The sequence below is a fragment of the Mycobacterium sp. IDUB_24 genome, assembly GCF_055419385.1.
In genome coordinates this window covers 551,229-578,217 of the sequence record NZ_JBVAXO010000002.1, presented here as the reverse complement: position 1 = coordinate 578,217, position 26,989 = coordinate 551,229, and the positions used below count along the sequence as shown (strand labels likewise).

The following is a 26,989-nucleotide window of genomic DNA, read 5'->3' as shown; positions in this document are numbered from 1 at the left end:
CGAACCGGGCCCCATCGAGCTGACCGCCGAGGGGGAACTGGCGCTGCTGCGCGAGCTCATCCGCGCTGCATCGAGCGGCCCGGGTGTGGAGCCGTTGGCCGCTGCGGCGGCGCGGATGATCACTGCGTCCACCGCTACCGATGTGTGCTTCGTGCACGTGCTCGACGATTCTGAACGTGCACTGACGCTGGCCGGGGCCACGCCGCCGTTCGATGCCGAGATCGGCAAGATCCGGCTCCCACTGGGGCAGGGTATCTCGGGCTGGGTGGCCAGCCACCGTCAACCCGTGGTGATCAGCCACGACAAGGAATCCGATCCCCGCTACATGCCCTTCGAGTCGCTGCGCGGGCGTGACTTCACCTCGATGGTGTCGGTACCGATGGAGACCGGGCCCGGCGGGCTGGTCGGGGTACTCAACGTGCACACCGTCGATCGCCGTGAGTTCACGCCGCGCGACGTGGAGCTGCTGTTGATGATCGGCCGGCTCATCGCCGGTGCGTTGCACCAGGCCCGCCTGCACCGCCAGCTGGTGGCGCGCGAGCGGGCGCACGAGAATTTCGTCGAGCAGGTGATCCAGGCACAGGAGATCGAGCGGCGCCGGTTGGCCGGCGATATCCACGACGGCATCTCCCAGCGGCTGGTCACGCTGTCGTACCGCCTCGACGCCGCGGCCCGCGCGGTCGACCCGGAGACGGTGGCCGAACAGTTGGCGGCCGCGCGCGAACTGGTCGCGCTGACGTTGCAGGAGGCCAGGGCTGCGATCAGTGGGCTGCGTCCGCCGGTACTCGACGATCTCGGCCTGTCGGGCGGGCTGGCGAGCCTGGCCCGCTCGATCCCACGAATCCCGATCGACGTCGACCTCGCCGAGACCCGGGTGCCCGACCATATCGAGCTGGCGCTGTACCGCATCGCGCAGGAATGCCTGCAGAACGTGGTCAAGCACGCCGAGGCGGACCGGGCCCGGCTCACCTTCTCGGTTGACGACGGCGTGGCCCGGCTCGAAATCGTCGATGACGGAAAGGGTTTCGACACCTTCGAGCATCCGTTGGGCAGTGACGAGATGGGCGGCTACGGGTTGTTGTCGATGGCCGAGCGGGCCGAGATCGTCGGCGGCCGGCTGCACATCCGGTCGAGGCCGGGCGCCGGCACCACCGTGACCGCATCCATCCCGCTGACTTCGGCAATCACCTAGGGATCGAATCCTCAGCTTTCCTGGAGGTGCGCCCGGACAACGGGCACCGTGCGGGCGACCAGCTCCTCGGTCGATTGCGATGCGATCGGCTCGATTCGCAGGATGTGGCGCAGATAGGCGATGCCCAACAGTTGACCCATGGCCAGGTCCACCCGTAGTTCGGCATCGGCACCGTGCAGGGCTGTCGCGATCTGTGGGTAGAGCCGCTGCTCGATGAACTGACGGACCAGGGCCGCCGATTCCTCATGGGTGGCGGCTCCACGCAGGATCGCCAACAGGGGCGAGCGGGTATCGGGATGCTCCCAGAACTCGAAGAAGACCTCGGTCAGCCGTTGAGCCAGGTCGGCGGGACCGTCGTCGAGGATCCGCGCGCTGAATTGTTCGGGGTCGAACGGCCAGCCGACAGTGACCCGGAACAGGTCGGCCTTGCTGCCGAAGTAGTGCCGGATCAGGGCCGGGTCCACCCCCGCTGCCGTCGCGATGTCGCGCAGGGAGGTCTTGTCGTAGCCACCATCGGCGAACATCCGCCGGGCGGTGGCCACCAGCTCGTCACGGGTCCCAGGCTGTCCCGGTCGTCGTCCACGTGGCGGCATAGTGCCGAAATTCTACAGTCGTTGACTTCTTGACGGGCCCGGGATTACCCTCGAAATCATTAATTCCACAAATGAGGAGTTATTCGATGCCCGCTCCACGCTGGGTCGCACATGCCAACAAGCTCGGCCTGAACAAGCTCACCCGGTTCATCGCCCCGTGGGCGCCGGGGTGGGCAGTTGTCATCCACCGGGGACGCAAGTCCGGCCGGACCTTCCGGACTCCGCTGTGGGCGTTTCGACGAGAGCACGGCTACGTCATCGCACTGACCTACGGCTCACAGGCCGACTGGGTGCGCAATGTGCTGGCCGCCGGCGGGTGCGAACTGGAAGCGCGGCGCCGCACCTACCGGCTGACCGCACCCGAGGTGTACCACGACGCCAAGGCCACGGACATGCCCGCGTTCATCCGCTTCATGCTGCGCCGGGTGATCAAGGCGCCGGAGTTCCTCAGCCTCCGGTTCGCGGATTAGCCGCCGAGCTTCCCGGCGAGTTCGGGACACTCGTACTTGAGGGCCACATCCACGATCGTCATGAGCGCGTCGGGTGGGAGCTTGCTGCCCATCTGGGTCAGCACGTTGACGACATCCTGCTTGGTCTTGTTGAAGCTGCCGCCGGCCATGATGCAGGCCATCATCAGCTGATCCCCGATGGCATTGTCCGAACCCTCGATGCCGGCGGCGCGGACCTCGGCGAACGCTTCCGGCGGCAACCCCGCCGAACCACGCGGTGACCCGGCGGTCGGTTTGGGGCTCTTCGTGGGAGTTCGCTTGGGCGCCTTCGACGTCGCCGTGAACGGCGTGACGTCATCGGGGGCGGTTGCCACCCCGGTGGTCGTGGTACTGCAGGCAGCCATCAACACGACAGCGACGGCGCCGAGCGCCGCACCCGCTCGCTTGGCGTTCATCCGTACTCCCCTCAACTGCGTTCAACGGTAGTGGGGGTCAGGCGGGTGGGCCAGAAACCGGCCTCAGAAATCACCGGAGTGTCGGCGCAGGGTCTCGATCGACGCGACCAGGGCTCGTGACTGCTCCTCCGACATCCCGACATCGGCGAAGACCTGCTCGTTCAAGGTCACCGTGGCGTCCTCGACCGTCGATCGCCCGAGTTCTGTGATGCGCACCAGCGTGGTGCGCCCATCGGTGGGGTGTGGGACGCGTTCCACCAGACCGTTGGCTTCCAGGCGCCGGATCGCGTGCGTGACGCTGGTGACGTGGACCTGAAGGCGATCGGAAGCCTTGGTGATCGGCAATGCACCGGCACGGCTGAAGGCCAGCAGGCGCAGCAGTTCGAACCGCGAGAAACTCAGATCGTATGGCCGCAACGCGGTCTCCACCCGGGCCAGCAAGATCTGGTGGGCGCGCATCACCGACGTCACCGCGACCATGCCGCCGGCCACGTCACCCCAGCCTGCGGCCTCCCAGTTCGCGCGGGCCTGCGCGATCGGGTCACGCTTGTCCGGTGGCGAGGTCACGCCTCTTCTTACCGCATCACCGCGCACGCCCCGCGCATTCCGCGCGCAATCTGTGGTTCGGCCCGCCGAGCCTCAACCGGCGGCGGTCACCGCGTTCAACACTGCCCGGGTGGACTGCCGTGAACCGATGGTGATCCGCACCGCACCGTCGGTGTAGTGACGCAATTGCAGCCCGGTGCCGTCGAACACCTCGGGCCACGGCGTGGGCTTGCCGGGGAGAAACAGGAAGTTGGCCTGCCCGTCGGTGCTGTAGACGCCGAGCGCTCGTAACCGCATCTGTAGATAGCGCCTTTCCGAGGCAATCATCCGGATACGTTGGCGCAGTTGATTTTCCGCAGAATAGGATGCTGCGACCGCCACCTGGGCACTGAGCCCGATCCCGAACGGCAACTGCATCCGCCACAGCTCGCGAGCGAGGTCGGGAGCGCAGAACCCGTAGCCGATCCGCAACCCGGCCAGACCGTAGGCCTTCGAAAACGTCCGTACCACCACGACATTGCCGAATCGGGCGACCAGGCTCGGCCCGTCGATGCGCTGCTCGGCGGCCAGGAACTCCACGTACGCCTCGTCCAGCAGGACGACGGTGTCGGTGGGCAACCGGGTCAGGAACCGCTCGATCTCGACGGCCGGCTCGATGGTGCCCGTCGGATTGTGCGGTCGGCAGAGCACCACGACTTTCGCCGGTACCGCGGCCTCGGCCATCGCGTCGAGATCGTGCCGGCCGTGTGCGTCGAGCGGAACGGTGACCGTCCGTAACCGCGCCATCTGCGCGAAGATCGGGTAACCGTCGAAGTTGGGTGCCGCCATCACCAAGGTGTCACCAGGACTGGTCACCGCATGCAGCACCTGCATGATCACACCGGTCGCACCGGGGCCGACGATCACCTGTTCCTCGGCGATCCCATCGTGATCGGCGATCAGCGAACGCAACCGCTGCGGCAGGAATTCCGGATACCGGTTGGCGGCCTCATCGCACGCCCGCAATGCCGAACGCACTGCAGGCAATGGTGGAAAAGGGCATTCGTTGAGCGACAGTGCCAACGGGTTGACCGCCTGCGGCAGCGCACCGACGGCGTCGAGAAGGGCCGCGCGAGGAGCCACCATCACACGTTCCTCGAGTCGCCGCGGCCGCCCCACCGCACGGCGGCGGCCCCGGCGAAGTCACCGGCGTGGGCGAAGGCGGCCATCAGCACGGTATCGCCGGCCTTCACCCGCCCGCCGGTGACGGCCCGGTCGAGGTTCACGGGTATGCCTGCGGCGAAGAGGTTTCCGCATTCCTCAAAGGTGTCGACGTGGCGCTCGGGCGGCAACTCCAGGGCCTCGCGCCAGTTCCGCAGGAACACCCGGTTGGGCTGATTGGTCACGAACAGGTCGATATCCTTGGGCTGCACACCGATCCGGTCGCAGACGGCATAGGACACCTCGGGGACCTGCCGGTTTCCCCTGGCCAGCACCTTGGTGATCTTGCTCTCGGTGAACCCGATGCAGGCCTCCCCCGGGCCGGCCTGCCACCATTTGCGCGGCGGGTCCATGACAACCGTCATATCCCCGGCGTACTCGCCGTAGGTGCGGCACTCGATGTCGAGGATCGGCGACTGGTCGGACAGCGTCACCAGCCCCACCGCGGCCCCGTCGCCGGGAACCGCCGCCTGCGCCTTGCGCCGGATGGTCTCCTGATCGAACACCTGGCCTGCCGAATTCTGGGCGATGGCGATCACCGCGGTCCGGCCCTCCCCCGAACTCAACAGGGTGCGGGCCACCTTGAGCCCCAGCACGAACGCGGCACAGCCGCCGTTGTGCAGGTCGATCACCCAGTTGGGCTTCATGCCCAGCCGGTGCGCCATGCCGGCACCGCCACCATAGAACGGCATGTCGGGCAGCTGCGTGTGGGTGATCAAGACATCGGCAGCGGTGATGACATCCGCACCGTGCCGTTCGATCAACCCGGCGGCGGCCCGCTCCACCATGTCGATCGCGGTTTCGTCGGGCCCGACGTGATGACGGAACCGCGGCGCCCGGAACATCACATTCTCGGCCAGCTCGTCGGTTTCGGCGAACCCCGCGTAGTAGTCGGCACTGATCGGGTCACCGGGCAGATACGTCGACACGTCGATGAGGCTGACGGGAGTGTTCTCGGTCATCAGCGGACCTCACTTCATCCAGGCCGGGGTGACCGGCAGGCCGTTGCGGTGCCGGTATTCGGCGATTGCCTTGAGGTTTCGCAGCTCCAACAGATGGCCGGGACCGAACATGTCCCAGAAATCGCCCACCCAGACCGGTCGCGCCGGGGGCGCGGTCTCCGGGTAGGGGTTCTCGTCGTAGAACGGATGATGGCAATTCGTCCACAGCACAACCGAACCCGGCTTGTCGAAGACAACCTGTGCATCGACGATGCGCATCAGATAGATCATCCACAGGTGCTTGCCCTGGTCCCACGCGCAGTGGTAATCAACGGTCAGCGCGTCGCGGTTCGCCACGGTGCGGGTGTAGATCGCACTTCCCGGGCCCGACGGCCCGGCACCGAGCCGGTCATGCGCCAGCCACAGCCCGGGCTCCTCCGTCGGGGTGAAACCACGCAGGCTATAGGTCCACTCCTCCAGGCAGCGGGTATCGGACAGGTAGTCGAACAACTCGTCGGGCGGGCACTCGATGTAGTCGTTGACCGTGCAGTACTGACCGAACACCTGGTCGTGCGGGTAAACCGACCGCATCATGTCCATGATGATCGGAGTGGCCTGCTCCTTGGGTGAGGTCTCGATCCGGATGAGTCCGTCCATCGGGTTACGGGTGCCCCGGTGGACCGTGATGTCTTCAAGCGCGGGCAGTGACATGAGACCTGTTCTCCTTCGTATCGGAAGTGGCGCCATTGGTGGCGAGAAATGCTGCGAAAGGCGGGATTTCGTCGGCCGAACACTCGATGCTGAGCACCGATGGTCCGTCGTTGTCGAGGGCCATGCCCAGCGCTTGGGGCAATTGGCGGACGTCGGCGACGTCGTAGGCGGGTAGGCCGGGGAACATCGCGGCCAGCCCGGCACCCAGCCGGCTCGGGCCGAACCTGTTGTAGGAGTAGCGGTCCTCGTAGAACAGCTGCTCACGGGTGACGCACATCGCGTGCGCGTGATTGTCGAACAGTACGAAGGTGATCGGCAGCCGGTACTGCACCGCGGTGTGAATCTCCATGCCGTGCATGAAGAATGAGCCGTCACCGGCAACCACCACGGTGCGCCGGGCGGTGCCCCCGGCGGCCCGGTGAAACGTCATCCCGATCCCGGCGCCGAAGCTGTAGCCCATACCGCCCATTCCGAGCGCCACCATGAAGCGCCCGTCCCGCCGGGCGGGCAGGTAGTGGATCGCCGAGGCCCCCACGTTGCCGGCGTCCACGACGATGTCGGTGCCGTCGGTCAGGGCCGCGTCGAGCGCTGCCATCGCGTCGCGGTACCGGATACCTGGACCGTCATGGACCGGCGGCCGCAGTTCGGTGCGCGGCGAGTGGTCGGGCACCCGAACCAGGGTCGGCCGACCTGCCCCGGACAACGCGCGGGCCAGATGCGTCAACGATTCCCGTAGGTCCTCGGCGTGGATGTGGGTGCACGACGGATAGGGCACCTGTGCCCCGATCGAGTAGGTCGCCACCTTGCCCAGCGCCGCGTCGAGACCCGCCCGTGCGGTCACCGTCATACGGGTTCCGACCAGCAGGCACAACGCGCTCTGACTTGCGGCGACAGCCACCCCGGGATGCCCCATCACCCCGGCCACCCCCAGTGCGGAGGACGAGCCGAATCCCGGGATGCCGGCCACGTCTTTGGCATCGGGCACCGTCGCCACCCGCGCACGCAGCGTGGCTCGAAGACGTTCCAGTTCGGCGCGGGCGTCGTCACGGGCGACCTGCTCACCGGCGATGATCGTGATCGGCCCGTCGGCGTCGCGCAACGCCTGCTCGAGTATCTGCGGATCGGAATTGCCGGGACCGCCCGCGACGGTCCTGTCGACGGTCCTGTCGACGGTCCTGTCGACGGTCCTCTCGACGGTCCGGGTGGCGCGTCCATTCCCCCGGCCTGCGGTCGCGACGGGCGCCCCCACCTCGGCCTGCTGGATATCCTTGGGCAGCAACAGAACCGCGGGTCCGCCACGATGGGCAGCCGCCAGCGCCTCGGGCAGCGCGGTGAGGATGTCGGTGGGCGTGAGCACCCGGCGGCAGTACACCGAGACCGCCGAGAAGAGGGCCTGCGCATCCAGACTCCCGTTGGCCCCGCTGGTGTCCTGGAAGGCGCCTCTGCCGTCGAGCGTGGTCGGTGCCTGCCCGATCAGGGCCAACACCGGAACGCGGCTGGCCAGCGATTCGGCCAGGCCGGGCACGGTGTTCAGGCAGCCGCCGCCGGACGTCGCCGCCACCACGCCGATCCCGGCGCCGCTGCGGCTGTACCCGTCCGCCATCGTGGCAGCCGAGAATTCATGCTTGGCCAGCACCGCGGTGATGTCGTCACGAAAGTACGCGGCATCGTAGAGATCCTCGATGTTGGCGCCGTCCACACCGAAGATGTGCGAGACCCCGGCCGCGGCCAGATATCCGACGATGTGGTCCACCACCCTGTGTGCCTCGACCATGTGTCACCTACTTCCGTGCTCTGCCAGTGACACGACACGTGGGCAGCATCGGTTCACCCACGATCAAGATCAGTTCGATCACCGCCCGGCCGAAACCGCATTCCAGCAGGAGAAGTGCGAGCAGCCACCCGCCGGAATGCGGTTTCGGCGCAAGGTTGCAAGACTGGGCATAGTGGAGGACATGGACTGGGACGACGCGTATCGGCAGGAAACCCCGCCGCCGTGGAGCATCGGCGCCCCGCAACCCGAGCTTGCCCGACTCATCGAGCAGGGCAAGGTGCACGGCGAGGTTCTCGACTCCGGGTGCGGGCACGCCGCACTCTCGCTCGCACTGGCGGAGCAGGGTTACACCGTTGTCGGACTGGATTCCAGTCCGACAGCGGTCGCAGCGGCGACCGCTGTCGCAGCCGAACGTGGTTTGACCACAGCGAGTTTCGCGCAGGCCGATATGACATCGTTCACCGGCTACGACGGCAGGTTCAACACCGTGCTCGACAGCGGCCTTCTGCACGCGCTCCCGATCGACGGCCGCCGGCCCTACATCCAGGCCGTCCACCGAGCCGCGGCCCCGGATGCACGGCTGTACATCCTGGCCTTTGCGACAAGGCCCTTCGGCGACCACGCGCCCGGCCCCAACGGCTTCACCGCCGACGAGTTGCGTGACACCGTCGCCGACTGTTGGACCGTGGACGAGATTCGCCCGGCCAAGCTGTACGCCAACGACGGTCCGGCCGACGGCCCGGCGTCAGTACCCGGTGTCGAGAGCGACGGTGCCGGCCACATCACGATGCCGGGCTTCCTGCTGAGCGCACACAAGGGAAGCTGACGCAGCGGGACTCAGAGCTGCTTCTCGAGGAGCACCTTGCCTTCGGGGGACGTAACCAGTTGCACCGCAGCGATATCCGTCATCGGCATCTGGGTATTGCCGCTGGGCAGTGCGGTGGCCCCGGACAGGCCCAGCCACGTCGCGATCTCGTCGCGACTGCCGTCGCGGCCGATCACCACCATGCCGAGGTTCTGCGGGGGTGCGTCCTGCTTGCCCCAGCTCCCGTAACTGCAGGCCATGTCGATGCGGGTACCCCAGGAGTAACCGGTCATCGCGATGCTGGCGTTGATGGGTGTATCGGAGACCTTGCGCATCGCCAGCATCTCCGCACTCTGCTGCTCGGAGCCACTGTGCAGGCCGAACACTTCGGGACGAACGCCGACCAACACACCCAGTGCCAGCAGGGCAGCGGCCACACCCACGGCGGCCGTGGTCACCCAGCGCGAACGCCGCCGGCCCCAGCTGACCTTGGCCAGCACGGACTGCAGCACCTCGGGCCGCAGCGGCGGATCGGGCTGTTCGGATTCGAGGGCAAGTACGTCGTCGAGCTCGAGCATGGCCAGCAGAGCGGGCATCCCGGTCAACTCGGCCACCGCGGAACGGCACTGCGCGCAGCCCTCCAGATGAGCCTCGTACTCGCGTCGTTCGCCGCTTTCCAGCGAGCCAAGCACATAGGCCGCATCCCAGGTCCGGTACTTGTCGAGCGCAGGCGGATCAGGAACGTGCGGCACACCGAACAGTGTCATCGTGTCACCCCCATCTCCTGCAAATTCAGTCTCAGCGCGCGTACCGCGTAGTGCAGCCGCGATTTCACGGTGCCCTCGGGTATCTGCAGATCGTTGGCAATCTGCCCGGTTGTCCAGCCCTGGTAGTACGCCCGGCGGACCACCGCCCGGTGTTCGTCGGAAAGTTGGCTCAGCGCCGTGCTCAGCAGGATTCGGTCCAACGCGTTGTCCACTTGGTCGGGGGTCGCGGCGGCGGCCTTGGAATGGTCTGCCACCTGTTCGGGGTCGGAAACCCCGGTTTCGTTCCGAAAACGGGCACTCCGACGTTCATCAATGATCATGTTTCGGGCCACGGTAAACAACCACGCCCGTGCCGAACGGTCGGTGTCGGCGGTGACGTCAGGGTGCCGCCAGGCACGCAGCAGCGTTTCCTGCACCACGTCCTCGGCCCGGGCACGGTCACCCGTGAGTCGAAGCGCGTAGCGCCATAGAGCTGCAGCATGCTCGTCGTAGAGCACCCGCATCATGGCGGCCTCCGGATCATCCATTCCCTACCTCCGTCTGTGATACGACGTTGGAGGCGATCCGGTTCAATTACTACCTTTGCGCGTGGGCTTACACCAGCACCTGTGCGCGATTCGAGTATTGATTGCTGGCGTTAATTACTGAGTGAGGATTCGGGGGCCGTCTTCGGTGACGGCGACCGTGTGCTCCCAGTGCGCCGCGCGGGTCCCGTCGGCGGTGACGACGGTCCACTCGTCGTCGAGGATCACCGTCTCGGTCGTGCCCAGGGTGAGCATGGGCTCGATCGCCAGTACCGAGCCAGGCTCCAGGTACGGGCCGCGCCCGGGCGAGCCTTCGTTGGGCAGGAACGGGTCCATGTGCATCTGCCTGCCGATGCCGTGGCCGCCGTAGCCGTCGACGATCCCGTATCTGCGGTCGTGGCGGGCTTCGGCCGCGTGGGTCTCGACCTCGATCGCGTGCGAGACATCGGTGAGGCGATTTCCGGGCAGCATCGCGGCGATGCCGGCCTCCATCGCCGATTTCGTTGCCGCAGAAAGGGCTTCGTCGGCCGCGATGATCGCGCCGACCCCGAAGGTGACCGCCGAGTCGCCGTGCCAGCCGTCGACGATCGCGCCGCAGTCGATGGACACCAGGTCTCCAGCGGCCAGCACCTCGTCGGCGGTCGGAATGCCGTGCACCACACGGTCATTGACCGACGCGCAGATACTGGCCGGGAATCCGTGGTAGCCCAGGAACGACGGGGTGCCGCCACCGTCACGGATGACGGATTCGGCGATCTGATCCAGTTCGAGGGTGGACACACCGGGGGCGGCAGCCGCCCGGACGGCCCGCAGCGCCGAGGCGACGAGCGCCCCGGCCACGGCCATGGCGTCCAGCTCTCCGGCGCTGCGCTGCGCAACGACCTTGCGCTTACGCAACCCCGGCAATCTGATCACTTACCCAGTGCGTGCAATGCGCGGGCGAACACCTCGTCGAGGGCGCCCACCGCATCCACGGTCTTCAGGTCGTCGCGGTAGTACTCCAGCAGCGGCTCGGTCTCGTCGCGGTAGACCTTCATGCGGTTGCGAATGACCTCGTCGGTGTCGTCCGCGCGGCCCCGGCCCTTGAGCCGGGTCAGCAGCTCGTCCTCGGACACCTGGAACTCCACCACCGCGTCCAGCTTGTGGTTACGTGCGGCAAGCATGTCCTTGAGCGCCCCGGCCTGCTCGACCGAGCGCGGATACCCGTCGAGAATGAATCCGTCGGCAGCGTCGGCCTGATCGATACGGTCCTCGACGAGGCGGTTCGTCAGCTCGGCCGGCACCAGATCGCCGGCGTCCAGGTAGCGCTTGGCCTCCAGGCCGAGCGGAGTGCCGTCACCGATGTTCTTGCGGAAGAGATCCCCGGTGGAGATTTGCGGGATGCCGAGCTTCTCGGACAGCTTCTCCGCCTGCGTGCCTTTGCCCGCCCCGGGCGGTCCGAGTAGAACGACTCTCACTTCAGGAACCCTTCGTAGTTGCGTTGCATGAGCTGGCTCTCGATCTGTTTGACGGTATCCAGGCCGACACCGATCATGATCAGCACCGCGGTACCGCCGAACGGCAGATTCTGTACCGAGCCCGTGTTTCCGATCTGCAGGAACAAGTTGGGCAGAACGGCGATCACACCGAGGTAGATCGAGCCGGGCAGGGTGATCCGGCTGAGCACATACCGCAGATAGTCCGCGGTCGGTTTGCCGGGCCGGATGCCCGGGATGAATCCGCCGAACTTCTTCATCTCGTCGGCGCGCTCGTCGGGGTTGAAGGTGATCGACACGTAGAAGTACGTGAAGAAGATGATCAGGCCGAAGTAGAGCGCGATGTACACCGGATCCGCCGGATTGGTCAGATAGTCGGCGACAAACTTGTCCCACCATCCGGTACCCGGGTTGGAGCTGCCGCTCTGGATCAACTGGGTGATCAGGTGCGGGATGTAGATCAGCGACGACGCGAAGATCACCGGGATGACGCCGGCCTGGTTGACCTTGAGCGGCAGGTAGGTGGAGGTGCCGCCGTACATCTTGCGGCCCACCATGCGCTTGGCGTACTGGACCGGGATGCGGCGCTGGCCCTGCTCGACGAACACCACGCCCACGATGATGGCCAGGGTCGCGGCGACCACGGCGGTGAACACCAGTCCGCCACGGCTCTCCAGGATGGTCTGGCCTTCGGACGGGATCCGGGCCGCGATGCCGGCGAAGATCAGCAGGGACATGCCGTTGCCGATGCCGCGCTCGGTGATCAGTTCGCCCATCCACATCACCAGTGCCGCGCCTGCGGTCAGCACGAGCACGATGACGATCAGACCGAAGATCGAGCTGTCCTGGATGATGTCGAGGCTGCAGCCCTGCAGCAGGCCGCCGTTGGCGGCAAGCGCCACGATGCTGGTGGCCTGCAGGACGGCCAGCGCGATCGACAGATAACGCGTGTACTGCGTCATCTTGGCCTGACCGGCCTGGCCCTCCTTCTGCAACTGTTCGAATCGCGGGATCACCACGACCAACAGCTGCACGATGATGCTGGCGGTGATGTAGGGCATGACGCCCACTGCGAACACTGTCAGCTGCAGCAGCGCGCCACCCGAGAACAGGTTGATCAACGAGTAGATCTGCGCCGAATCTCCGCCGCTGACCTGCTCGATGCACTTCTGGACGTTCGGGTAGTTAACCCCCGGAGACGGGATCGACGCGCCGGCCCGGTACAGGATCACCAGGCCCAACGTGAAAAGGATCTTGCGTCTGAGGTCGGCCGTCCGCAGCGATGAGATGAAAGCCGAAAGCACTCTTCCTCCTGCGCAGCCGACCTTTAAGCGCGGCGTGCCAATGGGGCTGGTGGAGCCAGCGTCGATGGTCAAGTCGTGTACGACCGCCCTGCAAGCGCGCAGCCTGCGGACTCAGTCGTCAAATCAGTCTACGAGAGTAACAGTTGAGTCGGATAGGACCCCTGCGCGCACCCGCACCCCCTCTCCGATCCGTCCCTGTAGGGCCCGGCTGCGGAGCAGAGCCGCTCTTCAGAATCGGAGCGTACAGTCGGCGACAGCTCATTACCTCACCTAACTAACACGTTGATTTTCACTGAACAAAGGGGAATTCATGGCTCGGACCGCTGACGACTCGTGGGATCTCGCATCCAGCGTGGGTGCCACGGCGACGATGGTCGCGGCAGCGCGCGCAATGGCCACCAACTCCGATGACCCGGTGATCGACGACCCCTTCGCCGCTCCCCTGGTTCGCGCCGTCGGGATGGACTTCTTCTCCCAACTCGCCGACGAGAACTTCACCACCGAAGGACTCGACGAAGAGGCGGCTACCGGCCTGATCCGTTTCGCCAACGGCATGGCCGCCCGCACCCGCTTCTTCGACGACTTCTTCCTGAGCGCGTGCCGCACCGGCATCAGGCAGGCGGTGATCCTGGCGGCCGGCCTGGACTCGCGCGCCTACCGGCTGCCGTGGCCGGCCGGCACAGTCGTCTACGAGGTCGACCAACCCGAGGTGATCGAGTTCAAGAGCGCCACCCTGGCCGGCTTGGGCGCTGAGCCGACGACCGACCGCCGCACCGTGGCGATCGATCTGCGTTTCGACTGGCCCTCGGCACTGACCGAGGCCGGCTTCGACCCGTCGGTGCCGACAGCGTGGATTGCCGAGGGGTTGCTGGGCTACCTACCCGGCGACGCCCAGGATCGTTTGCTCGACCAGGTCACCGCGCTCAGCGCGCCCGGCAGCCGCCTCGGCGTCGAGGGTGTGCCCGCCACCGAGTCCAACGACGAAGAGACGATTCGGGCCAAGATGAAGGAGTTCACCGACCGCTGGCGTGCGCACGGCCTGGACATGGACCTCAACGAGCTGATCTTTTTCGGCGACCGCGCCGACGTGACCACGTATCTGGAAGGACATGCCTGGAAGACGACCGGCATCTCGTCCAACGATCTGCTCACCCGTACGGGCCTGCCCCCGGTCGAGGATGAGGCCCACGCGGCGTCGGTGCTCTACATCAGCGCCGAGAAGTGAGGTAGGTGAGTGATGGCACGGTCTGACACCGACAGCTGGGATCTGGCCTCCAGCGTGGGCGCGACGGCGACGATGGTCGCCGCCGCCCGCGCAATCGCCAGCGCCGAACCCGAGCCGCTGATCAACGACCCGTATGCCGCGGACCTGGTGCGCGCCGTCGGGGTGGAGTTCTTCACCAAGCTCGTCGACGGTGAGATCGCCCTCGACGGTGAGTTGGCCGCCGGCGCCGAGTTGATGATCGGGATCATGGCGGTGCGGACGAAGTTCTTCGACGACTTCTTTCTGAGCGCGTGCCGCACCGGTATCCGCCAGGCCGTGATCCTGGCCTCCGGTCTGGACTCGCGGGCCTACCGGCTGCCGTGGCCGGACGGCACGGTGGTCTACGAGATCGACCAGCCCGAGGTGATCGGGGCGAAGACCGCCACCATGACGCAGATCGGGGCCACGCCCGCGGCCGAGCGCCGCATCGTGGCCGTCGATCTGCGCGAAGACTGGCCCGCGGCGCTGCGAGCGGCCGGCTTCGATCCGACGGCGCCGAGCGCGTGGAGCGCCGAGGGGCTGCTGGCGTATCTGCCGCCGGAGGCCCAGGACCGGTTGTTCGACAACATCACCGCACTCAGTGCCCCGGGCAGCCGGCTCGCCACCGAGTTCCATCCCGATATCGCGGCGAACCTGCGCGAGCGCGGCAACGCGATGAGCGAGCAGTGGCGTCAACACGGCTTGGACCTCGACCTGGCCAACCTCTGGTACGACGGCGAGCGCAACTCGGTCACCGAATATCTCTCCGGCAGCGGATGGTCGGTGACGGCACAGACGCGGCCCGAACTGTTCGCCGAATACGGTCGCGAGTTCCCCTCCGGAGAAGCCGCTGCACCGCAACGTAATTCGCAGGCCGTCATCGCCGTACGAGACTAGGAGCACCATGACACGCACCGAAGGCGACAGCTGGGATCTGGCCAGCAGCGTCGGAGCCACCGCGACCGGTGTCGCAGCATCCCGCGCGCTGGCCACCAAACAACCGGAACCGCTCATCAACGACCCGTTCGCCGACGCCCTGGTGCGCGCCGTGGGCTTGGAACACAGCATCCGGCTCGCCGACGGCGAGGTGTGCGTCGAGGGCGATCTGATGCTGGACCGGCAGCGGATGTGCGAGCAGATCGCCGTCCGGACCCGGTTTTTCGACGACTTCTTCACTCAGGCAGGCACGGCGGGCATCCAACAGGCAGTGATCCTGGCCTCCGGTCTCGACACCCGCAGTTACCGGCTACCCTGGCCGGCCGACAGCGTGGTGTTCGAGGTGGACCAGCCCGCGGTCTTGGAGTTCAAGACCCGCACGCTGACCGATCTCGGGGCCCAGCCGGCCGCCGAACTTCACACCGTCGCGGTCGATCTTCGCGATGACTGGCCGGCAGCCCTGCGCGCCAACGGCTTCGATCCAGCCGTCCCGACCGCCTGGATTGCCGAAGGTCTGCTGATCTACCTGCCGCCGGAGGCCCAGGACCGGCTGTTCGACAACATCACCGCGCTCAGCGCGCCGGGCAGCCGGCTGGCCACCGAACACATGGACACCGCCGCAATGTCGAAGGACTGGTCGGCTCGGGTCAGTGAATGGTCCAAGAAGGTCGGCACCGACGTGGATCTGCTGGACCTGTTCTACTCAGGCGACCGGACATCGGCCCGCGATCACCTCTCCGCACAAGGGTGGGACGTCACGGTGCAGCCCACCCGGGCCGCCTACGAATCGCACGGTTTCGCCTATCCCGAGGAACTTGACGAGATCGCCGGCGATTCTGGTTATCTGTCGGCAACGCGCAAGACATCGAAATAAGGAAGGCCCGCACGATGGCACGTACCGATGACGACAGTTGGGATCTGGCCTCCAGCGTCGGCGCCACCGCGACGCTGGTGGCGACCGGGCGGGCGATCGCCAGCCAGGATGCGCACGGGCTGATCGACGACCCGTTCGCTGCGCCGTTGGTGCGCGCGGTGGGTATCGAGGTGTTCACCAAGATGGTCGACGGTGAGCTGAGTCTGGATGCGCTGGCCGAACTCGCACCGGATGCGGCCGAGCGGGCTCGCTCCAACATCGACGAGATGGCCGTGCGCACACGGTTCTTCGATGACTTCTTTCTGAGCGCGTGCCGCACCGGTATCCGGCAGGCGGTGATCCTGGCCTCCGGTCTGGACTCGCGTGCCTACCGGCTGCCCTGGCCCGAAGGCACGGTGGTCTACGAGATCGACCAGCCCGAGGTGATCGAGTTCAAAACTCGCACGCTGGCCGACCTGGGCGCGGAGCCGACGGCGGAGCGACGCACGGTGCCGATCGACCTGCGTAACGACTGGCCGGCCGCCCTGAAGGCAGCGGGATTCGATCCGTCCGCACCGACCGCGTGGTGCGCCGAGGGTCTGTTGATCTATCTGCCGCCCGAAGCGCAGGACCGGTTGTTCGACAACATCACCGCACTCAGCGTGCCCGGCAGCATGGTGGCCACCGAGTTCGTGCCCGGGCTCAAGGATTTCGACCTGGAAAAGGCTCAGGCGGCCACCGCGGTGTTCAGCCAGATGGGTCTGCACATGGACATGCCGTCGCTGATCTACCACGGCGAAAGACATTCGGCCGCCGACTATCTGGGCCCCAAGGGCTGGAAGATGTCCGGAGCCGCTCGCGCGGAGCTGTTCGTCCGCCACGGGCTGCCCGTCCCCGACCGTGACGAGAACGATCCGATGGGCGAAATCGTCTACATCAGCGGAACGTTGGGCTGAGCTCGGGCGAAGCGCAGCGTCTCGCCTCTGGCTCCGCCCATCCACAAGTCCTGGCAGGCGGCGGCCATGTCCTCCAGTCCGTCGACGATCTCGCCGAAGACGTTGCCGGGCACCCAACCCTGGTCTCCGTTGATCAGTAGATTGTTGCGACCGTAGAACAGCGCGAGGTCGACGATCGCGCCGGTGGTCCCGGTGCCCGTGCTGTTCTCGTATCCGTACGCGGGGTTGCCCAGATCGTCGGAGTCGAAGGAGAACCAGCACAGATCGCCTGGTATCGGCGTGACGGTGGTGTTCTCTTTACCAGGGTCGGCACCGAATGCCGGGAGCAGAGTGTAGATCTCGTTACGTGCATACTTGCCGTGAAACACCTGCGCCGCCAATGGTAGGGCATCCCACACGGCGGCACACGTTCGCGGTGCTGCCTCATCGAGCAACCGGGCAACGCAGCTGACTCCACGCGTGTCCAGCGAAACGGTGATCAATCGGCTCATGCAACCTCCTCGGTGAGCATCGCCGGCACCCTGCGGTGCCAGTCCGTGGCGCTCTGGTAAGAGTCCCCCACCCGAAGCACCACCGCATCCCCGTGCCGGGGACCGACGATCTGTAGTCCGATGGGCAGGCCGCCCGAGCTGAACCCGCACGGCACCGAAAGTGCGGGCTGCTGGGTCAGATTGAACGGGTAGGTGTAGGGCGTCCAACTCGTCCAGTCGGGCGATGACGAGCCGTCGGGCACGTCCCGGCCGACCGCGAAGGCGGCCAGCGGCAGAGTCGGGGTGACCAGGATGTCGTAGGTCTGGTGGAACCTTCCCATCAGTTCTCCGAGTGTCATCCGGACGGCCATCGCGTCCAGATAGTCCGACGCGGTGAAGGCCGCCCCGGTTTCGGCCGTGCGCCGCAGGCCGGGATCGACACGTCCGGCGTCCGATCCACTCAGCTTGCCCTCCAACACCTTTGCCTCGCCGGAGAACCACAGCACGTGGAAGGCGTGCACCGGATCGGCGAAGCCTGGGTCGACCTCCTCGACGTGCGCCCCCACCGCCGCGAGTACCTCCACCGCCGCACGCACCGCAATGTCCACCTCCGGGTCGTTGGTGCCGTAGCCGAGGTTCGGCGAGAAAGCGACCCGCAGCCCTGCGATCGAGTGCCCGAGGGCAGACTTGAAAGACGAACGCGGAGAAGGCAGTGCCGACCAGTCACGCGCGTCGAATCCCGTGATCACGTCGAGCAGCGCGGCAACGTCGGCCACCGTCGTGGCCATCGGGCCGGCGTGCGAGAGCGTGCCGAACGGGCTCGGCGGATACAGCGGGATCAGACCGTAGGTCGGCTTGATCGCGACGGTGCCGGTGAACGCCGCGGGGATGCGCACCGAACCACCGCCGTCGGTGCCGACCGACCACGCACCCATACCGAGTGCCACTGCCGCGGCACTGCCACCGCTCGACCCACCTGCAGTCACCGCGGTGTCCCACGGATTTCCCGTCACCCCGTAACGCGGCGAATCGGTCACCCCTTTCCACGAGTACTCCGGTGTGGTGGTCTTGCCGAGGAGCACCGCACCGGACTCCCGCAGACGCGCCACGCTGGGCGCATCCTCGGCCCACGGACCCGCCTCGTCGATGAGCCAGCTGCCACGCAGTGTCGGCCAACCGCGCGTCCACAGCGCATCCTTGATCGAGGTCGGAATGCCATCGGCCGGGCCGAGCGGACACCCGTCATACCAACGCTTCTCGGACTCACGCGCGGCGGCGACCGCGCCGTCGGAGTCGACCAGGACGAACGCGTTGACCGCGTGATCGTGGCGGTCGATGGCCGACAGGGCGGCCTCGGTCGCCTCCACCGGGGACAGCGTCTTGGCGCGGTAGGCCTCAAGCAGCTCGACCGCCTGCATGATCGTCACCTCGGGCCCCCCGGTACGTAACCCAGCAACTTGTCGACCACGTTGAGTAGCGGCTGCCCAGCCAGCCAGCGCCGCGCATTGTCGGCGAACTGAGCGGCCAGGGTGTCGCGGAACCCTACGACGTCGCCGGACATGTGCGCGGTGATGACGGCGCCCGGCGCGTCCCACAACGGGTGTCCGGCGGGCAACGGCTCGATGCTGAGCACGTCGAGGGTGGCTCCGCCGATGCGGCGTTCGGTCAGCGCGGCGAGCAGCGCGTCCTCGTCGACGATCGGCCCCCGCGCGATATTGACAAGGTGCGCATCGGGTTTCATCGCCTTGAGCACCGCCGCGTCGACCAGACCTCGCGTCGCCGGGGTGAGTGGGGCGGCAAGCACCAGGTGATCGCACCAGCCGACCGTCGTAGCCAGGTCGGTGGCGGCAACGATCGTTCCGAAATCCGGATCCCCGTCGGCGGCCGCCCGCCCGACGCCGCGCACGGACAGTCCGGCCACCCGAAGCAGACGCGCGATCTCGCGGCCGATGCCGCCCGTTCCGACCACCAGTGCGTGCGCGCCTGCGATGCTGCGGGTCTCGCGGTAACGCCACTCATGCCGACGTTGGAAGTCCAGGCTGGCCAGGCTCCCCTTGGCATGGGCCAGCACCGCGCCGAGCACGTATTCGGCTATGGGACGGTCGAATACGCCGCGGGCGTTGGTGACCACGACGTCGGATTCCCGCAGCTGGTCGAACAGCAGTGTGTCGACACCGGCTGCCGCGACGTGAATCCACTCCAGCGCATCCGCATGGGTCCAGACCTCACGAAGTGCGGTGGAGAAGTAGTCCCACAGCAGCAGCGCCTGCGCACCCTTGACAGCCTGGCCCAGCCCATCGGCGTCGCAGTAGCGGAACTCCGCGTCCACACAGTCCAATCCCGGCACCCGGTCGGTCTCACGCTCGCACAGCACCGCGATCACCGGTCGGGCAGCTTTGGGCGGCACCGTTCCGAGGCTAGGCGCCTTCGTAGGATTGTCAACAATCTGTTGCCGGTTCGCCCTTGCGGCCTCACACTGTGGACATGACGCTCGAGGATCTCGTTCCTCCCCCACCGTTGCAGCAGGTGGGGATAGGTGTCGTGACGCCGTATGACTTCGCCCTCGACCGCGAACTGTGGCGCTGGGTGCCCGATGACGTCAGCCTCTACGTCACCCGGTTGCGGTACGCGCCGCTTCCGGTGACCGTCGACATGGCGGTGCATGTCTCCGAACCCGAGCAGGTCGAGGCCGGTGCGGCGAACGTACTGGCAGTGTCGCCACTGGTCACGGCGTATGCGTGTACCGCGGGAAGCTTCGTCAAGGGAATGGCCGGCGAGGCCGCCCTGGTCGCGGCGATGCGTGCCGCCGGCGCCCCGGCTGCGGTGACCACCAGCGGCTCCATGCTCGCCGCACTCCGGCACCTCGGAGTGCGGACCGTCGCCACCGTCACCCCCTACACCACCGACCTGACCAGCGGGCTGACCACGTACCTGATGGAGGCCGGTATCGAGGTGGCCGCGACCGCAGGCCTGGGTATGACCTCGCGGATCTGGTCGGTCCCCTACGAGACGACAGCCGAGTTGGTTTGCGCCACAGACTGTTCCGACGCGCAGGCCATCGTCATCAGTTGCACGAATCTGCCTACCTACGATCTGATCGCCCGCCTGGAGCGCGAACTCGACAAGCCCGTCGTCACCGCCAACCAGGTCACCATGTGGGCGGCCCTGGCCGTCGCGGGCCGCAAGGCCGTCGGTGCCGGTCAACGGCTGCTGGAAACCTGAACACGTAGCAGAGAACGGAGATTGCATGGCCACGGTGGGCATCCTCTACCCCGGCCACAGCGCCGAAGACGACTTCGGTGCGCTGGAAACCCGCCTGCAGGCGAGCGTCAGACTGCCGGTTGCGATCACTTCCGTCGGCGAGGACGCCCATCGCGTCGATGCTCTCCTGGATCTCGGCCGGACCGAACGCCTGGCCGACGGTGTCGCACGGTTGGGGCCGGAGCATCCGGATTCGATGATGTGGGCGTGCACCTCCGGCAGTTTCGTCTTCGGCCGCGACGGCGCCCGACAGCAGGCCGATGACGTCGCCACCGCCTCCGGTGTCCCGGCGTCGTCCACGTCGATCGCCTTCGTAGATGCATTGCAGCACCTGGGTATACACCGGGTTGCGGTGGCCGCTTCCTACCCTGAGGACGTGGCGGCGCACTTCGTCGCATTCCTGGCGGGCGGCGGCGTGGACGTGGTGTCGATCGGCAGCCACGGCATCGTCACCGCGGCCGAGGTGGGCCGGCTGCAGCAGGCGCAGGTACTCGCGATGGTCGCCGCAGCCGACCATCCCGACGCCGAGGCCGTCCTGGTGCCCGACACTGCCATGCACACAATGGCTTTCATCGACCAACTGGAATCCGCCGTCGACAAACCGGTGCTCACCGCGAACCAGGTCACGGTCTGGAAGGGCTTGCAGCTGATCGGCTCGGTTCCGCCGCTGCCCGGGCTGGGCCGCCTGTTCGGAGCGAGGCCGTGACCGACTTCATCACCCCGCTCGAACAGGAGTCGACGCCGAGCATCGTCGCCGAAAAACTCCGGCAGGCCATCGCATACGGCGAACTCGTACCTGGCACGCAACTCGGCGAGGCTGAGTTGGCGCGCAGCTTCGGAGTCAGCCGCGGTCCACTGCGCGAGGGCATGCAGCGCCTCACCCAGGAAGGCCTGCTCATCGCGATCCGCAACCGCGGCGTGTTCGTCAACACCATGGACTCAGACGAGATCCGCGACATGTACCTGGCCCGCGAGGCGATCGAGCGGACCGCGAGCCGCCAGATCCTGCAGGGTGACTACGCGAGCGCCGGGGACGCGTTACTCGCCGTGGTGGAGGAAATGGCAGCAGCCAGAGACCTGGACGAGGTCAGCGAAGCCGACATGCGTTTCCACGAGCTGCTCGTCGAGCTCGCAGCCAGCCCCCGGCTCTCCCGTCTGCACCAGACCTTCCTGGTCGAGACCAGGATGTGCGTGCACGCACTGGCCGACACCTACGACAGCTCCACCGACCGGGTCAACGAGCATCAGGCGTTGGCCGGCGCCATCCGATCCGGCGACGTCGCACTCACCGACAAGCTGATGCTGGCCCACATGGAGGATGCCGTCGACCGGTTGATCGCCCGGCTACCGGCCGGCTGACGGAGACGACGTGCCGGCGTCGGTCTCTTTCTCTGTCTCGGTTTCCGCCTCGGTCTCGGTCTCGGTCTCGTAGTCCAGCTGGGGCGGTGCTTCCGGCGTCCCGGGTATCTCGGTGCCGCTGATCGGGCACCGCGCGGTTTCGGGCACCTTGATCAACGCGATCATCCCGATCACGCACGCAATCATCATGTAGTAGGCAGGCACCAGCTGGTCGCCCGTTTTTCCCACCACCCAATCGTTGACCGCCGGAGCCGTACCGCCGAAGAGCGACGTCGACACGTTGTACGCGATGGCGAAGCCGGCGTAACGCACCTGGGTTGGGAACATCGCCGGGAAAGTCGCGGAGATGGTCGACAGCTGCGGCACATAGAGCAGGCCCAGCACCGCGAACGCGATGATTGCGCCGACCATGTTCGTCGCCATCAGCAGGAACATCGGGATACCGGCGATGAAGAGGCCGATCAGCGAGAACCACCACATCGGTTTGCGGCCCACCCGGTCGGAGATGTGCCCGGACAACGGCAGGAACACCATCATCGACAGCATGCCGATGATGGGTACCACCAAGGAGTGGTTGCTCGACAAGCCGATCGTCTGTTCCAGGTAGGTCGGCATGTAGGTGAGCAGCGTGTAATTGACCACGTTGAGTGCGACGACCAGACCGCCCAATCGCAGGATGGGGCCCCAGTACTCGACCACCAGATCCTTGAGCTCAGACGCGGGTCCGCCTTCCCGCTCCCCCGTCGCTTCGAGTTCGCGGAAGATCGGGGTGTCCTCCAGCTTCGAACGCAGGTAGACACCGACCAGGCCGAGCGGGGCAGCCACGAGGAACGGCAGCCGCCAACCCCATTGCCCCATCTGGTCATCGGAGAGCAGTGCCGAGAATCCGAGCATCAACAGCGCACCCAGCGAAAAGCCCGCGAGGGTGCCGAATTCCAGGAAACTGCCGAGGAATCCGCGTCGGCGTGATGGCGCGTACTCGGCCATGAACGTCGCGGCGCCGCCGTACTCTCCACCGGTGGAGAAGCCCTGGATCATCCGCAGCCCGACCATGAGCACGGGGGCCCACATCCCGATCGCGGCATAGGACGGAATCAGCCCGGCGCAGAACGTGGCGCCCGCCATCAGCACGATGGTGATCGCGAGCACGTGTTTGCGGCCGAGCCGGTCGCCGAGTGGACCCCAGACGAATCCGCCGAGTGGGCGGACGAGGAACGACACCGCGAACGTCGCGAGGGCCAGCAGTGTCGCCTGTTGGGCGTCTCCGGGGAATATGGCAGCGGATATGTAGCTCACGCCGTACGCGTAAATGCCGTAGTCGAACCATTCGGTGGCGTTGCCGATCGCCGATGCGGCGATCGCCCGCTTCAAGACGCCGGGGTCCGGCGAATTCTCGGCGGGTTCGCGATAGTCAATCTCCGGTTTGTCTCCAAAGCCCCTCATAGGGCTTTTATGCGCGGGCACGAGTCCTCCATGTGTCTGACGACACCGTTCCCCGCCGCGCGCTCTGTTACGGCTGCTCTGACTGGGTTGAACACCGCAGGGCCAGGCCGTCGTTTCGTCGACAATTCATCAGTTGCCAAGATCTGACGTTACAGCCCCGCTCGCGACAAAGCGCCACTCGCCACCACGTCGTAATTATCTACAGCGTCAAAATCGGTATCCGCCCAGCCACAATGCGCTGATACCCGTCAAGGATCGCTCCGCCCCTTCGAGCGCGCCGGCCACCGACTGACCAAGGAGCGCGCCCATGGCCTGCGGTAAGGAGGCTGCCGCCGGCTGCGAGGACTGCTTGGGCCGCAACATGTCCAGCCACGACGACCCCGGATAGCTCAGTACCCGTACCTTGGTGTCCGGATCAAGCCCGGCCAGGACCTTGGCCCGGGTGATCGCGGTTCGGAGCCCACCGAGTTCGTCGACGAGGCCGCGGTCCTTGGCGTCGGCACCGGTCCAGATCCGTCCGCGCGCCACCTCGTCGACCTGCCCGACCGACAGCTTGCGCCCGTCGGCCACCCGCGAGATGAAATCGGTGTAGAGCAGGTCGGTCTCGGCTTCGATCTGGGTGTGCTGTTCGTCGGTGAACGGCGCATTCGATGACCAGGCATCGGCATTGGGATTGGTACGCAAGGAATCCGATCCGACCCCGAGCTTGTCCTTGAGTTCGCGCGAGACGAGCTTGCCGGTGATGACACCGATGGATCCGGTGATGGTGCCGGCGTTGGCGACGATCTCGTCGGCCGCCATCGACACGTAGTAGCCGCCCGACGCGGCGACCGCACCCATCGAGGCGACGACGGGCTTGCCACGCTCACGGGCCCGAACCACCTCTCGCCAAATGGTTTCCGACCCGCTGACCGAACCGCCCGGGCTGTCCACACGCAGGACGATCGCCGACACCTCGTCGTCGGTGGCAGCCTCGCGCAGGGCCGCGGCGATGGTGTCGCCGCCGGCGCTCGAATTGCCCAGTGGCAGCACCTGCGGCCCGCCGCGACCGCTGACGATGGGACCGTGCAGCGTCACCACGGCGATGGACGGTTTGGACTTGCGGCCCGGAATCTGCGGAGCCGGCACCTTCGGTGTGGTGCGTGCGTAACGCGAAAGATAAAGCCGCGGTAAGGCATCCGGGTGGCTGTCGGCATCCGCACCGGCATCGGTGGGGCCGCCCGACAGCTCACCGATCCGCGAGTAGGCCTCATCACGGAACCCGATCCGGTCGACCAGACCGGCGGTGATCGCATCATCGCGCAACACCGGCGCCTTGTCGGCCAGCGCGTCGAGCGTGTCCGTGGTCAGCTGCCGCGATGTCGCGATGGCCTGCCATACCTGCGATTGCAGGCTCTCGATCATCCGACCATCGGCCTCGCGTTGTGCGGCCGTGTAGCGATCCTCGGTGAAAATATTTGCCGCGGACTTGAATTCACCGCGCGCGACGAACTGTGCCTCGATGCCCACCTTGTCGAGCGCATCGCGCAGGAACATCGCGTTGGTGGCGAAGCCGACCAGACCGACCGTGCCCGACGGCTGCATCCACACCTCGCGGAAGGCCGACGCCAGGTAGTAGGACAACGTGCCGGGGTAGGTTTCGGCCCAGGCCAGCGTGGGCTTGACTGCGCTGAATGCCGCGATGGCATCGCGCAGTTCCTGCACCGGGCCGGGTGCGGCCGCGGGCAGTTGCACGCGCGCGATCAGCCCGGCAACCCGATCATCCTCGGCAGCACGGTGGATGGCCGCGACGGCCTGGCGCAACACCAGCGGACGGCCACCGCCCGCGATCATGGCCAGCGGGTCGAATCCGGTGGTCTCCGGCGGTAGCGAGGTGAGGTCCAGCTCCAGCACACACCCATTCGGAACTCCGTTGTGCCGGGCAGTGTCGAAGCGCCGGGCCAACATCTTCAGATCGTCCTGGCCGGGAACCCCCGGGAGAAACGCGAACATGAACCGAGCCTACCGATCCACACATTCCGCGCGCGCCGACGAGAAGTCGCCGCCCATCGGATCCACAGTCGTACCGTGAGACGGGTGACGTTTTCCATCTCGCTCCCGCAGCTCGATCATGACGGCTTCGACGACACGGGCTTCAAGGCTTATCTGGGCCGCGCCGAGGAACTCGGGTTCGAGGGCGGCTGGACGATCGAGCAGACCGTGGGCCCGGCACCGACGATCGCCCCGCTGGAGCTGCTGTCCTATGCCGCGGCGGTCACCACGAGGCTGCGGCTGGGAGTGGCGGTCCTGGTCACCTCGCTGCACGACCCGCTGCAGCTGGCTTCGGCGATCACCGCGGTGGACCGGCTCAGCCACGGTCGCCTCGATGTCGGGGTGGCACCCGGCGGGGGCTTCCGGCAGTTCCCGGCCTTCGGGGTGGACTCCTCGACGTTCATCTCCAGCTTCACCGAGGGTCTGGAGTTGATGAAAGCGGCCTGGTCGGATGAACCCCGGATCACCTTCCACGGCCGCTTCCGCGATGTCGATGACCTGGCCATCAGCCCCAAACCGGTTCAGCGTCCGCACCCGCCGATCTGGTTCGGGGCCAATGCACCTGCGGCGCTGGCGCGGGCGGTGCGTCATGGCGATGCGTTTCTCGGGGCCGGCTCGTCGACCACGGCGGCCTTCGCCGAGGCGGTGCGCACGGTTCGCCGGGAGCTCGACGAACAGGGCAAGGCCCCGGATACGTTCCGGATCGGCAAACGGGTCTATCTGATCGTCGACGACGACAGCGCCCGCGCGCGGCAGCGGGTGGACGCGGGGTTGGCGCGGATCTACGGGGGCCGGCCCGGGCTCGGCGAGGTGGCGGTGGCCGGAACCCCGGACGAGGTGGTGCGGGGCCTGCGCGAGGTGCTCGATGCGGGCGCGCAGACCATCCTGCTGAATCCCACCGGTGCGACCGTCGCCGAGGACCGCGAGCAGATGGAGCGCCTGGCCGCCGACGTGATCCCGCAGCTCACCTAGATGGGCCGAGCAGTCCCCCGCAAGCGGGAGGGGCCCCCAGCAAAACTGCCCCAAAACCGAAGTCTTGGGGCAGTTTTGTGTCTGCTCGCGCAGAAAAAGTTACAGCTCGGTGGCCGAACCGCCGGCAGCGGTGATGGCCTCACGGGCGCTACCGCTGAACTTGTTGGCGGTCACGTCGACCTTGACGGCCAGCTTGCCGTCGCCGAGGACCTTCACCAGGCTGTTCTTGCGAACGAGGCCCTTGGCAACCAGCTCGTCGACACCGATGGTGCCGCCCTGCGGGAAGGCCTTGGTGATGTCGCCGACGTTGACGACCTCATACTCGGTCCGGAAGGGGTTCTTGAAGCCCTTGAGCTTCGGCAGCCGCATGTGGATCGGCATCTGGCCACCCTCGAACGTCGCGGGGACGTTCTTGCGGGCCTTGGTGCCCTTGGTACCACGACCGGCGGTCTTACCCTTGGAGCCCTCACCACGACCAACGCGGGTCTTGGCCTTCTTCTCCCCGGGGGCGGGCCTCAGGTCGTGAAGCTTGATAACTGACATCAGGACTCCACCTCCTCCACCTCGATGAGGTGATGAACGGTCTTGATCAGACCGCGGGTCTGCGCGTTGTCCTCACGAACCACGGACTGACGAATCTTCTTCAGCCCCAGCGTCCGCAGGCTTTCACGCTGCTTCCAGCGTGCGCCGATGGTTCCGCGCACCTGGGTGATCTTGACTTCTGCCATG

General features: G+C 66.7%; 30 protein-coding genes. 11 read left to right on the top strand and 19 right to left on the bottom strand.

Going from position 1 to position 26,989, the window contains the following annotated elements:
• Window positions 1-13: 13 nt before the first annotated feature.
• Window positions 14-1,192 carry a GAF domain-containing sensor histidine kinase gene (locus ACZYZF_RS10445; protein ID WP_463745301.1) on the top strand — a complete coding sequence of 393 codons (1,179 nt, stop codon included), beginning with the start codon at window positions 14-16 and terminating at the stop codon, window positions 1,190-1,192.
• Between the two features lie 11 nt (window positions 1,193-1,203).
• Here the strand turns inward: ACZYZF_RS10445 and ACZYZF_RS10440 are convergent, their stop codons facing one another.
• Window positions 1,204-1,785 (bottom strand): TetR/AcrR family transcriptional regulator, encoded by a 582-nt coding sequence (locus ACZYZF_RS10440; RefSeq protein ID WP_463835584.1) that lies wholly within the window; start codon window positions 1,783-1,785, stop codon window positions 1,204-1,206.
• An 86-nt stretch (window positions 1,786-1,871) separates the two neighbouring features.
• Here ACZYZF_RS10440 and ACZYZF_RS10435 point away from each other — a divergent pair, with 86 nt between their 5' ends.
• Window positions 1,872-2,255, top strand: coding sequence for a nitroreductase family deazaflavin-dependent oxidoreductase (locus ACZYZF_RS10435; RefSeq protein WP_463835582.1), 384 nt, complete (start codon window positions 1,872-1,874; stop codon window positions 2,253-2,255).
• On the opposite strand, the gene ACZYZF_RS10430 is transcribed toward ACZYZF_RS10435, so the two are convergent.
• From ACZYZF_RS10430 to ACZYZF_RS10405, 6 genes are all read right to left on the bottom strand, one after another.
• Window positions 2,252-2,689, bottom strand: a complete 438-nt coding sequence (locus ACZYZF_RS10430) for a hypothetical protein (protein WP_463835580.1) — start codon at window positions 2,687-2,689, stop codon at window positions 2,252-2,254. The two genes, ACZYZF_RS10435 and ACZYZF_RS10430, sit on opposite strands and share 4 nt — an antisense overlap.
• Before the next feature lie 63 nt (window positions 2,690-2,752).
• Window positions 2,753-3,256: a MarR family winged helix-turn-helix transcriptional regulator gene (locus tag ACZYZF_RS10425; RefSeq protein WP_463835579.1), complete on the bottom strand. Its 504-nt coding sequence runs from the start codon at window positions 3,254-3,256 to the stop codon at window positions 2,753-2,755.
• A gap of 72 nt (window positions 3,257-3,328) precedes the next feature.
• Window positions 3,329-4,360 carry a pyridoxal phosphate-dependent aminotransferase gene (locus tag ACZYZF_RS10420; protein ID WP_463835578.1) on the bottom strand — a complete coding sequence of 344 codons (1,032 nt, stop codon included), beginning with the start codon at window positions 4,358-4,360 and terminating at the stop codon, window positions 3,329-3,331.
• Complete coding sequence (locus tag ACZYZF_RS10415) at window positions 4,360-5,397, bottom strand: 3-oxoacyl-ACP synthase III family protein (protein ID WP_463835577.1); 1,038 nt, start codon at window positions 5,395-5,397, stop codon at window positions 4,360-4,362. Before ACZYZF_RS10415 ends, ACZYZF_RS10420 begins: the two co-directional genes overlap by 1 nt.
• Before the next feature lie 9 nt (window positions 5,398-5,406).
• Window positions 5,407-6,087 carry an SRPBCC family protein gene (locus ACZYZF_RS10410; protein WP_463835576.1) on the bottom strand — a complete coding sequence of 227 codons (681 nt, stop codon included), beginning with the start codon at window positions 6,085-6,087 and terminating at the stop codon, window positions 5,407-5,409.
• Window positions 6,068-7,861, bottom strand: a complete 1,794-nt coding sequence (locus tag ACZYZF_RS10405; RefSeq protein WP_463835575.1) for a thiamine pyrophosphate-binding protein — start codon at window positions 7,859-7,861, stop codon at window positions 6,068-6,070. Before ACZYZF_RS10405 ends, ACZYZF_RS10410 begins: the two co-directional genes overlap by 20 nt.
• A gap of 181 nt (window positions 7,862-8,042) precedes the next feature.
• Between ACZYZF_RS10405 and ACZYZF_RS10400 the strand changes: the two genes are divergently transcribed.
• Complete coding sequence (locus tag ACZYZF_RS10400; RefSeq protein WP_463744968.1) at window positions 8,043-8,687, top strand: class I SAM-dependent methyltransferase; 645 nt, start codon at window positions 8,043-8,045, stop codon at window positions 8,685-8,687.
• A gap of 11 nt (window positions 8,688-8,698) precedes the next feature.
• Here ACZYZF_RS10400 and ACZYZF_RS10395 read toward each other — a convergent pair whose 3' ends face one another.
• The 5 genes from ACZYZF_RS10395 to secY all read right to left on the bottom strand — a co-directional run bounded on the left by ACZYZF_RS10395 (window position 8,699) and on the right by secY (window position 12,736).
• Window positions 8,699-9,433: an anti-sigma factor family protein gene (locus ACZYZF_RS10395; RefSeq protein ID WP_463744969.1), complete on the bottom strand. Its 735-nt coding sequence runs from the start codon at window positions 9,431-9,433 to the stop codon at window positions 8,699-8,701.
• Window positions 9,430-9,960, bottom strand: a complete 531-nt coding sequence (locus ACZYZF_RS10390; protein WP_358020954.1) for a sigma-70 family RNA polymerase sigma factor — start codon at window positions 9,958-9,960, stop codon at window positions 9,430-9,432. The genes ACZYZF_RS10395 and ACZYZF_RS10390 overlap by 4 nt, the downstream gene beginning before the upstream one ends.
• Before the next feature lie 114 nt (window positions 9,961-10,074).
• Window positions 10,075-10,872, bottom strand: a complete 798-nt coding sequence (map, locus tag ACZYZF_RS10385; RefSeq protein WP_463835574.1) for a type I methionyl aminopeptidase — start codon at window positions 10,870-10,872, stop codon at window positions 10,075-10,077.
• Window positions 10,869-11,414 (bottom strand): adenylate kinase, encoded by a 546-nt coding sequence (locus tag ACZYZF_RS10380; protein WP_358020960.1) that lies wholly within the window; start codon window positions 11,412-11,414, stop codon window positions 10,869-10,871. Before ACZYZF_RS10380 ends, map begins: the two co-directional genes overlap by 4 nt.
• On the bottom strand, window positions 11,411-12,736 hold the full coding sequence (gene secY / locus ACZYZF_RS10375; protein WP_463744971.1) for a preprotein translocase subunit SecY: 1,326 nt from the start codon (window positions 12,734-12,736) through the stop codon (window positions 11,411-11,413). Before secY ends, ACZYZF_RS10380 begins: the two co-directional genes overlap by 4 nt.
• 310 nt (window positions 12,737-13,046) lie before the next feature.
• On the opposite strand from secY, the gene ACZYZF_RS10370 reads away from it, so the two are divergent.
• Genes ACZYZF_RS10370 through ACZYZF_RS10355 form a run of 4 tightly spaced genes read left to right on the top strand, consistent with a single transcriptional unit; the run spans window position 13,047 to window position 16,724 of the window.
• Window positions 13,047-13,961 carry a class I SAM-dependent methyltransferase gene (locus ACZYZF_RS10370; protein ID WP_463744972.1) on the top strand — a complete coding sequence of 305 codons (915 nt, stop codon included), beginning with the start codon at window positions 13,047-13,049 and terminating at the stop codon, window positions 13,959-13,961.
• Between the two features lie 12 nt (window positions 13,962-13,973).
• Window positions 13,974-14,876: a class I SAM-dependent methyltransferase gene (locus ACZYZF_RS10365; protein ID WP_463835572.1), complete on the top strand. Its 903-nt coding sequence runs from the start codon at window positions 13,974-13,976 to the stop codon at window positions 14,874-14,876.
• 7 nt (window positions 14,877-14,883) lie between these two features.
• Complete coding sequence (locus ACZYZF_RS10360; protein ID WP_463835571.1) at window positions 14,884-15,789, top strand: class I SAM-dependent methyltransferase; 906 nt, start codon at window positions 14,884-14,886, stop codon at window positions 15,787-15,789.
• 14 nt (window positions 15,790-15,803) lie between these two features.
• The gene (locus ACZYZF_RS10355; RefSeq protein ID WP_463835569.1) at window positions 15,804-16,724 is read left to right on the top strand and encodes a class I SAM-dependent methyltransferase; all 921 of its coding nucleotides are present in this window, start codon (window positions 15,804-15,806) and stop codon (window positions 16,722-16,724) included.
• Here the strand turns inward: ACZYZF_RS10355 and ACZYZF_RS10350 are convergent.
• From ACZYZF_RS10350 to ACZYZF_RS10340, 3 genes are read right to left on the bottom strand one after another with little or no spacing between them, the layout of a single operon-like run.
• The gene (locus tag ACZYZF_RS10350) at window positions 16,700-17,215 is read right to left on the bottom strand and encodes a DUF3830 family protein (protein ID WP_463835568.1); all 516 of its coding nucleotides are present in this window, start codon (window positions 17,213-17,215) and stop codon (window positions 16,700-16,702) included. The two genes, ACZYZF_RS10355 and ACZYZF_RS10350, sit on opposite strands and share 25 nt — an antisense overlap.
• Window positions 17,212-18,612, bottom strand: a complete 1,401-nt coding sequence (locus ACZYZF_RS10345) for an amidase (RefSeq protein ID WP_463835873.1) — start codon at window positions 18,610-18,612, stop codon at window positions 17,212-17,214. Before ACZYZF_RS10345 ends, ACZYZF_RS10350 begins: the two co-directional genes overlap by 4 nt.
• A gap of 5 nt (window positions 18,613-18,617) precedes the next feature.
• Window positions 18,618-19,601, bottom strand: a complete 984-nt coding sequence (locus ACZYZF_RS10340) for a D-2-hydroxyacid dehydrogenase (protein ID WP_463835566.1) — start codon at window positions 19,599-19,601, stop codon at window positions 18,618-18,620.
• A gap of 77 nt (window positions 19,602-19,678) precedes the next feature.
• Between ACZYZF_RS10340 and ACZYZF_RS10335 the strand changes: the two genes are divergently transcribed.
• Genes ACZYZF_RS10335 through ACZYZF_RS10325 form a run of 3 tightly spaced genes read left to right on the top strand, consistent with a single transcriptional unit; the run spans window position 19,679 to window position 21,814 of the window.
• Complete coding sequence (locus ACZYZF_RS10335; protein WP_463744979.1) at window positions 19,679-20,416, top strand: maleate cis-trans isomerase family protein; 738 nt, start codon at window positions 19,679-19,681, stop codon at window positions 20,414-20,416.
• A gap of 25 nt (window positions 20,417-20,441) precedes the next feature.
• Window positions 20,442-21,161 carry a maleate cis-trans isomerase family protein gene (locus tag ACZYZF_RS10330; protein WP_463744980.1) on the top strand — a complete coding sequence of 240 codons (720 nt, stop codon included), beginning with the start codon at window positions 20,442-20,444 and terminating at the stop codon, window positions 21,159-21,161.
• Window positions 21,158-21,814 (top strand): GntR family transcriptional regulator, encoded by a 657-nt coding sequence (locus ACZYZF_RS10325; protein WP_463744981.1) that lies wholly within the window; start codon window positions 21,158-21,160, stop codon window positions 21,812-21,814. The genes ACZYZF_RS10330 and ACZYZF_RS10325 overlap by 4 nt, the downstream gene beginning before the upstream one ends.
• Here ACZYZF_RS10325 and ACZYZF_RS10320 read toward each other — a convergent pair.
• The gene (locus ACZYZF_RS10320; protein WP_463835564.1) at window positions 21,800-23,257 is read right to left on the bottom strand and encodes an MFS transporter; all 1,458 of its coding nucleotides are present in this window, start codon (window positions 23,255-23,257) and stop codon (window positions 21,800-21,802) included. The genes ACZYZF_RS10325 and ACZYZF_RS10320 overlap by 15 nt on opposite strands.
• 207 nt (window positions 23,258-23,464) lie before the next feature.
• Window positions 23,465-25,249: a signal peptide peptidase SppA gene (gene sppA, locus ACZYZF_RS10315; protein WP_463835562.1), complete on the bottom strand. Its 1,785-nt coding sequence runs from the start codon at window positions 25,247-25,249 to the stop codon at window positions 23,465-23,467.
• 84 nt (window positions 25,250-25,333) lie between these two features.
• On the opposite strand from sppA, the gene ACZYZF_RS10310 reads away from it, so the two are divergent.
• The gene (locus tag ACZYZF_RS10310; protein WP_463835561.1) at window positions 25,334-26,260 is read left to right on the top strand and encodes an LLM class flavin-dependent oxidoreductase; all 927 of its coding nucleotides are present in this window, start codon (window positions 25,334-25,336) and stop codon (window positions 26,258-26,260) included.
• 99 nt (window positions 26,261-26,359) lie between these two features.
• Here the strand turns inward: ACZYZF_RS10310 and rplO are convergent, their stop codons facing one another.
• Window positions 26,360-26,803 (bottom strand): 50S ribosomal protein L15, encoded by a 444-nt coding sequence (gene rplO / locus ACZYZF_RS10305; protein ID WP_463744985.1) that lies wholly within the window; start codon window positions 26,801-26,803, stop codon window positions 26,360-26,362.
• The gene (gene rpmD, locus ACZYZF_RS10300) at window positions 26,803-26,988 is read right to left on the bottom strand and encodes a 50S ribosomal protein L30 (protein ID WP_463744986.1); all 186 of its coding nucleotides are present in this window, start codon (window positions 26,986-26,988) and stop codon (window positions 26,803-26,805) included. Before rpmD ends, rplO begins: the two co-directional genes overlap by 1 nt.
• Window position 26,989: the final 1 nt, after the last annotated feature.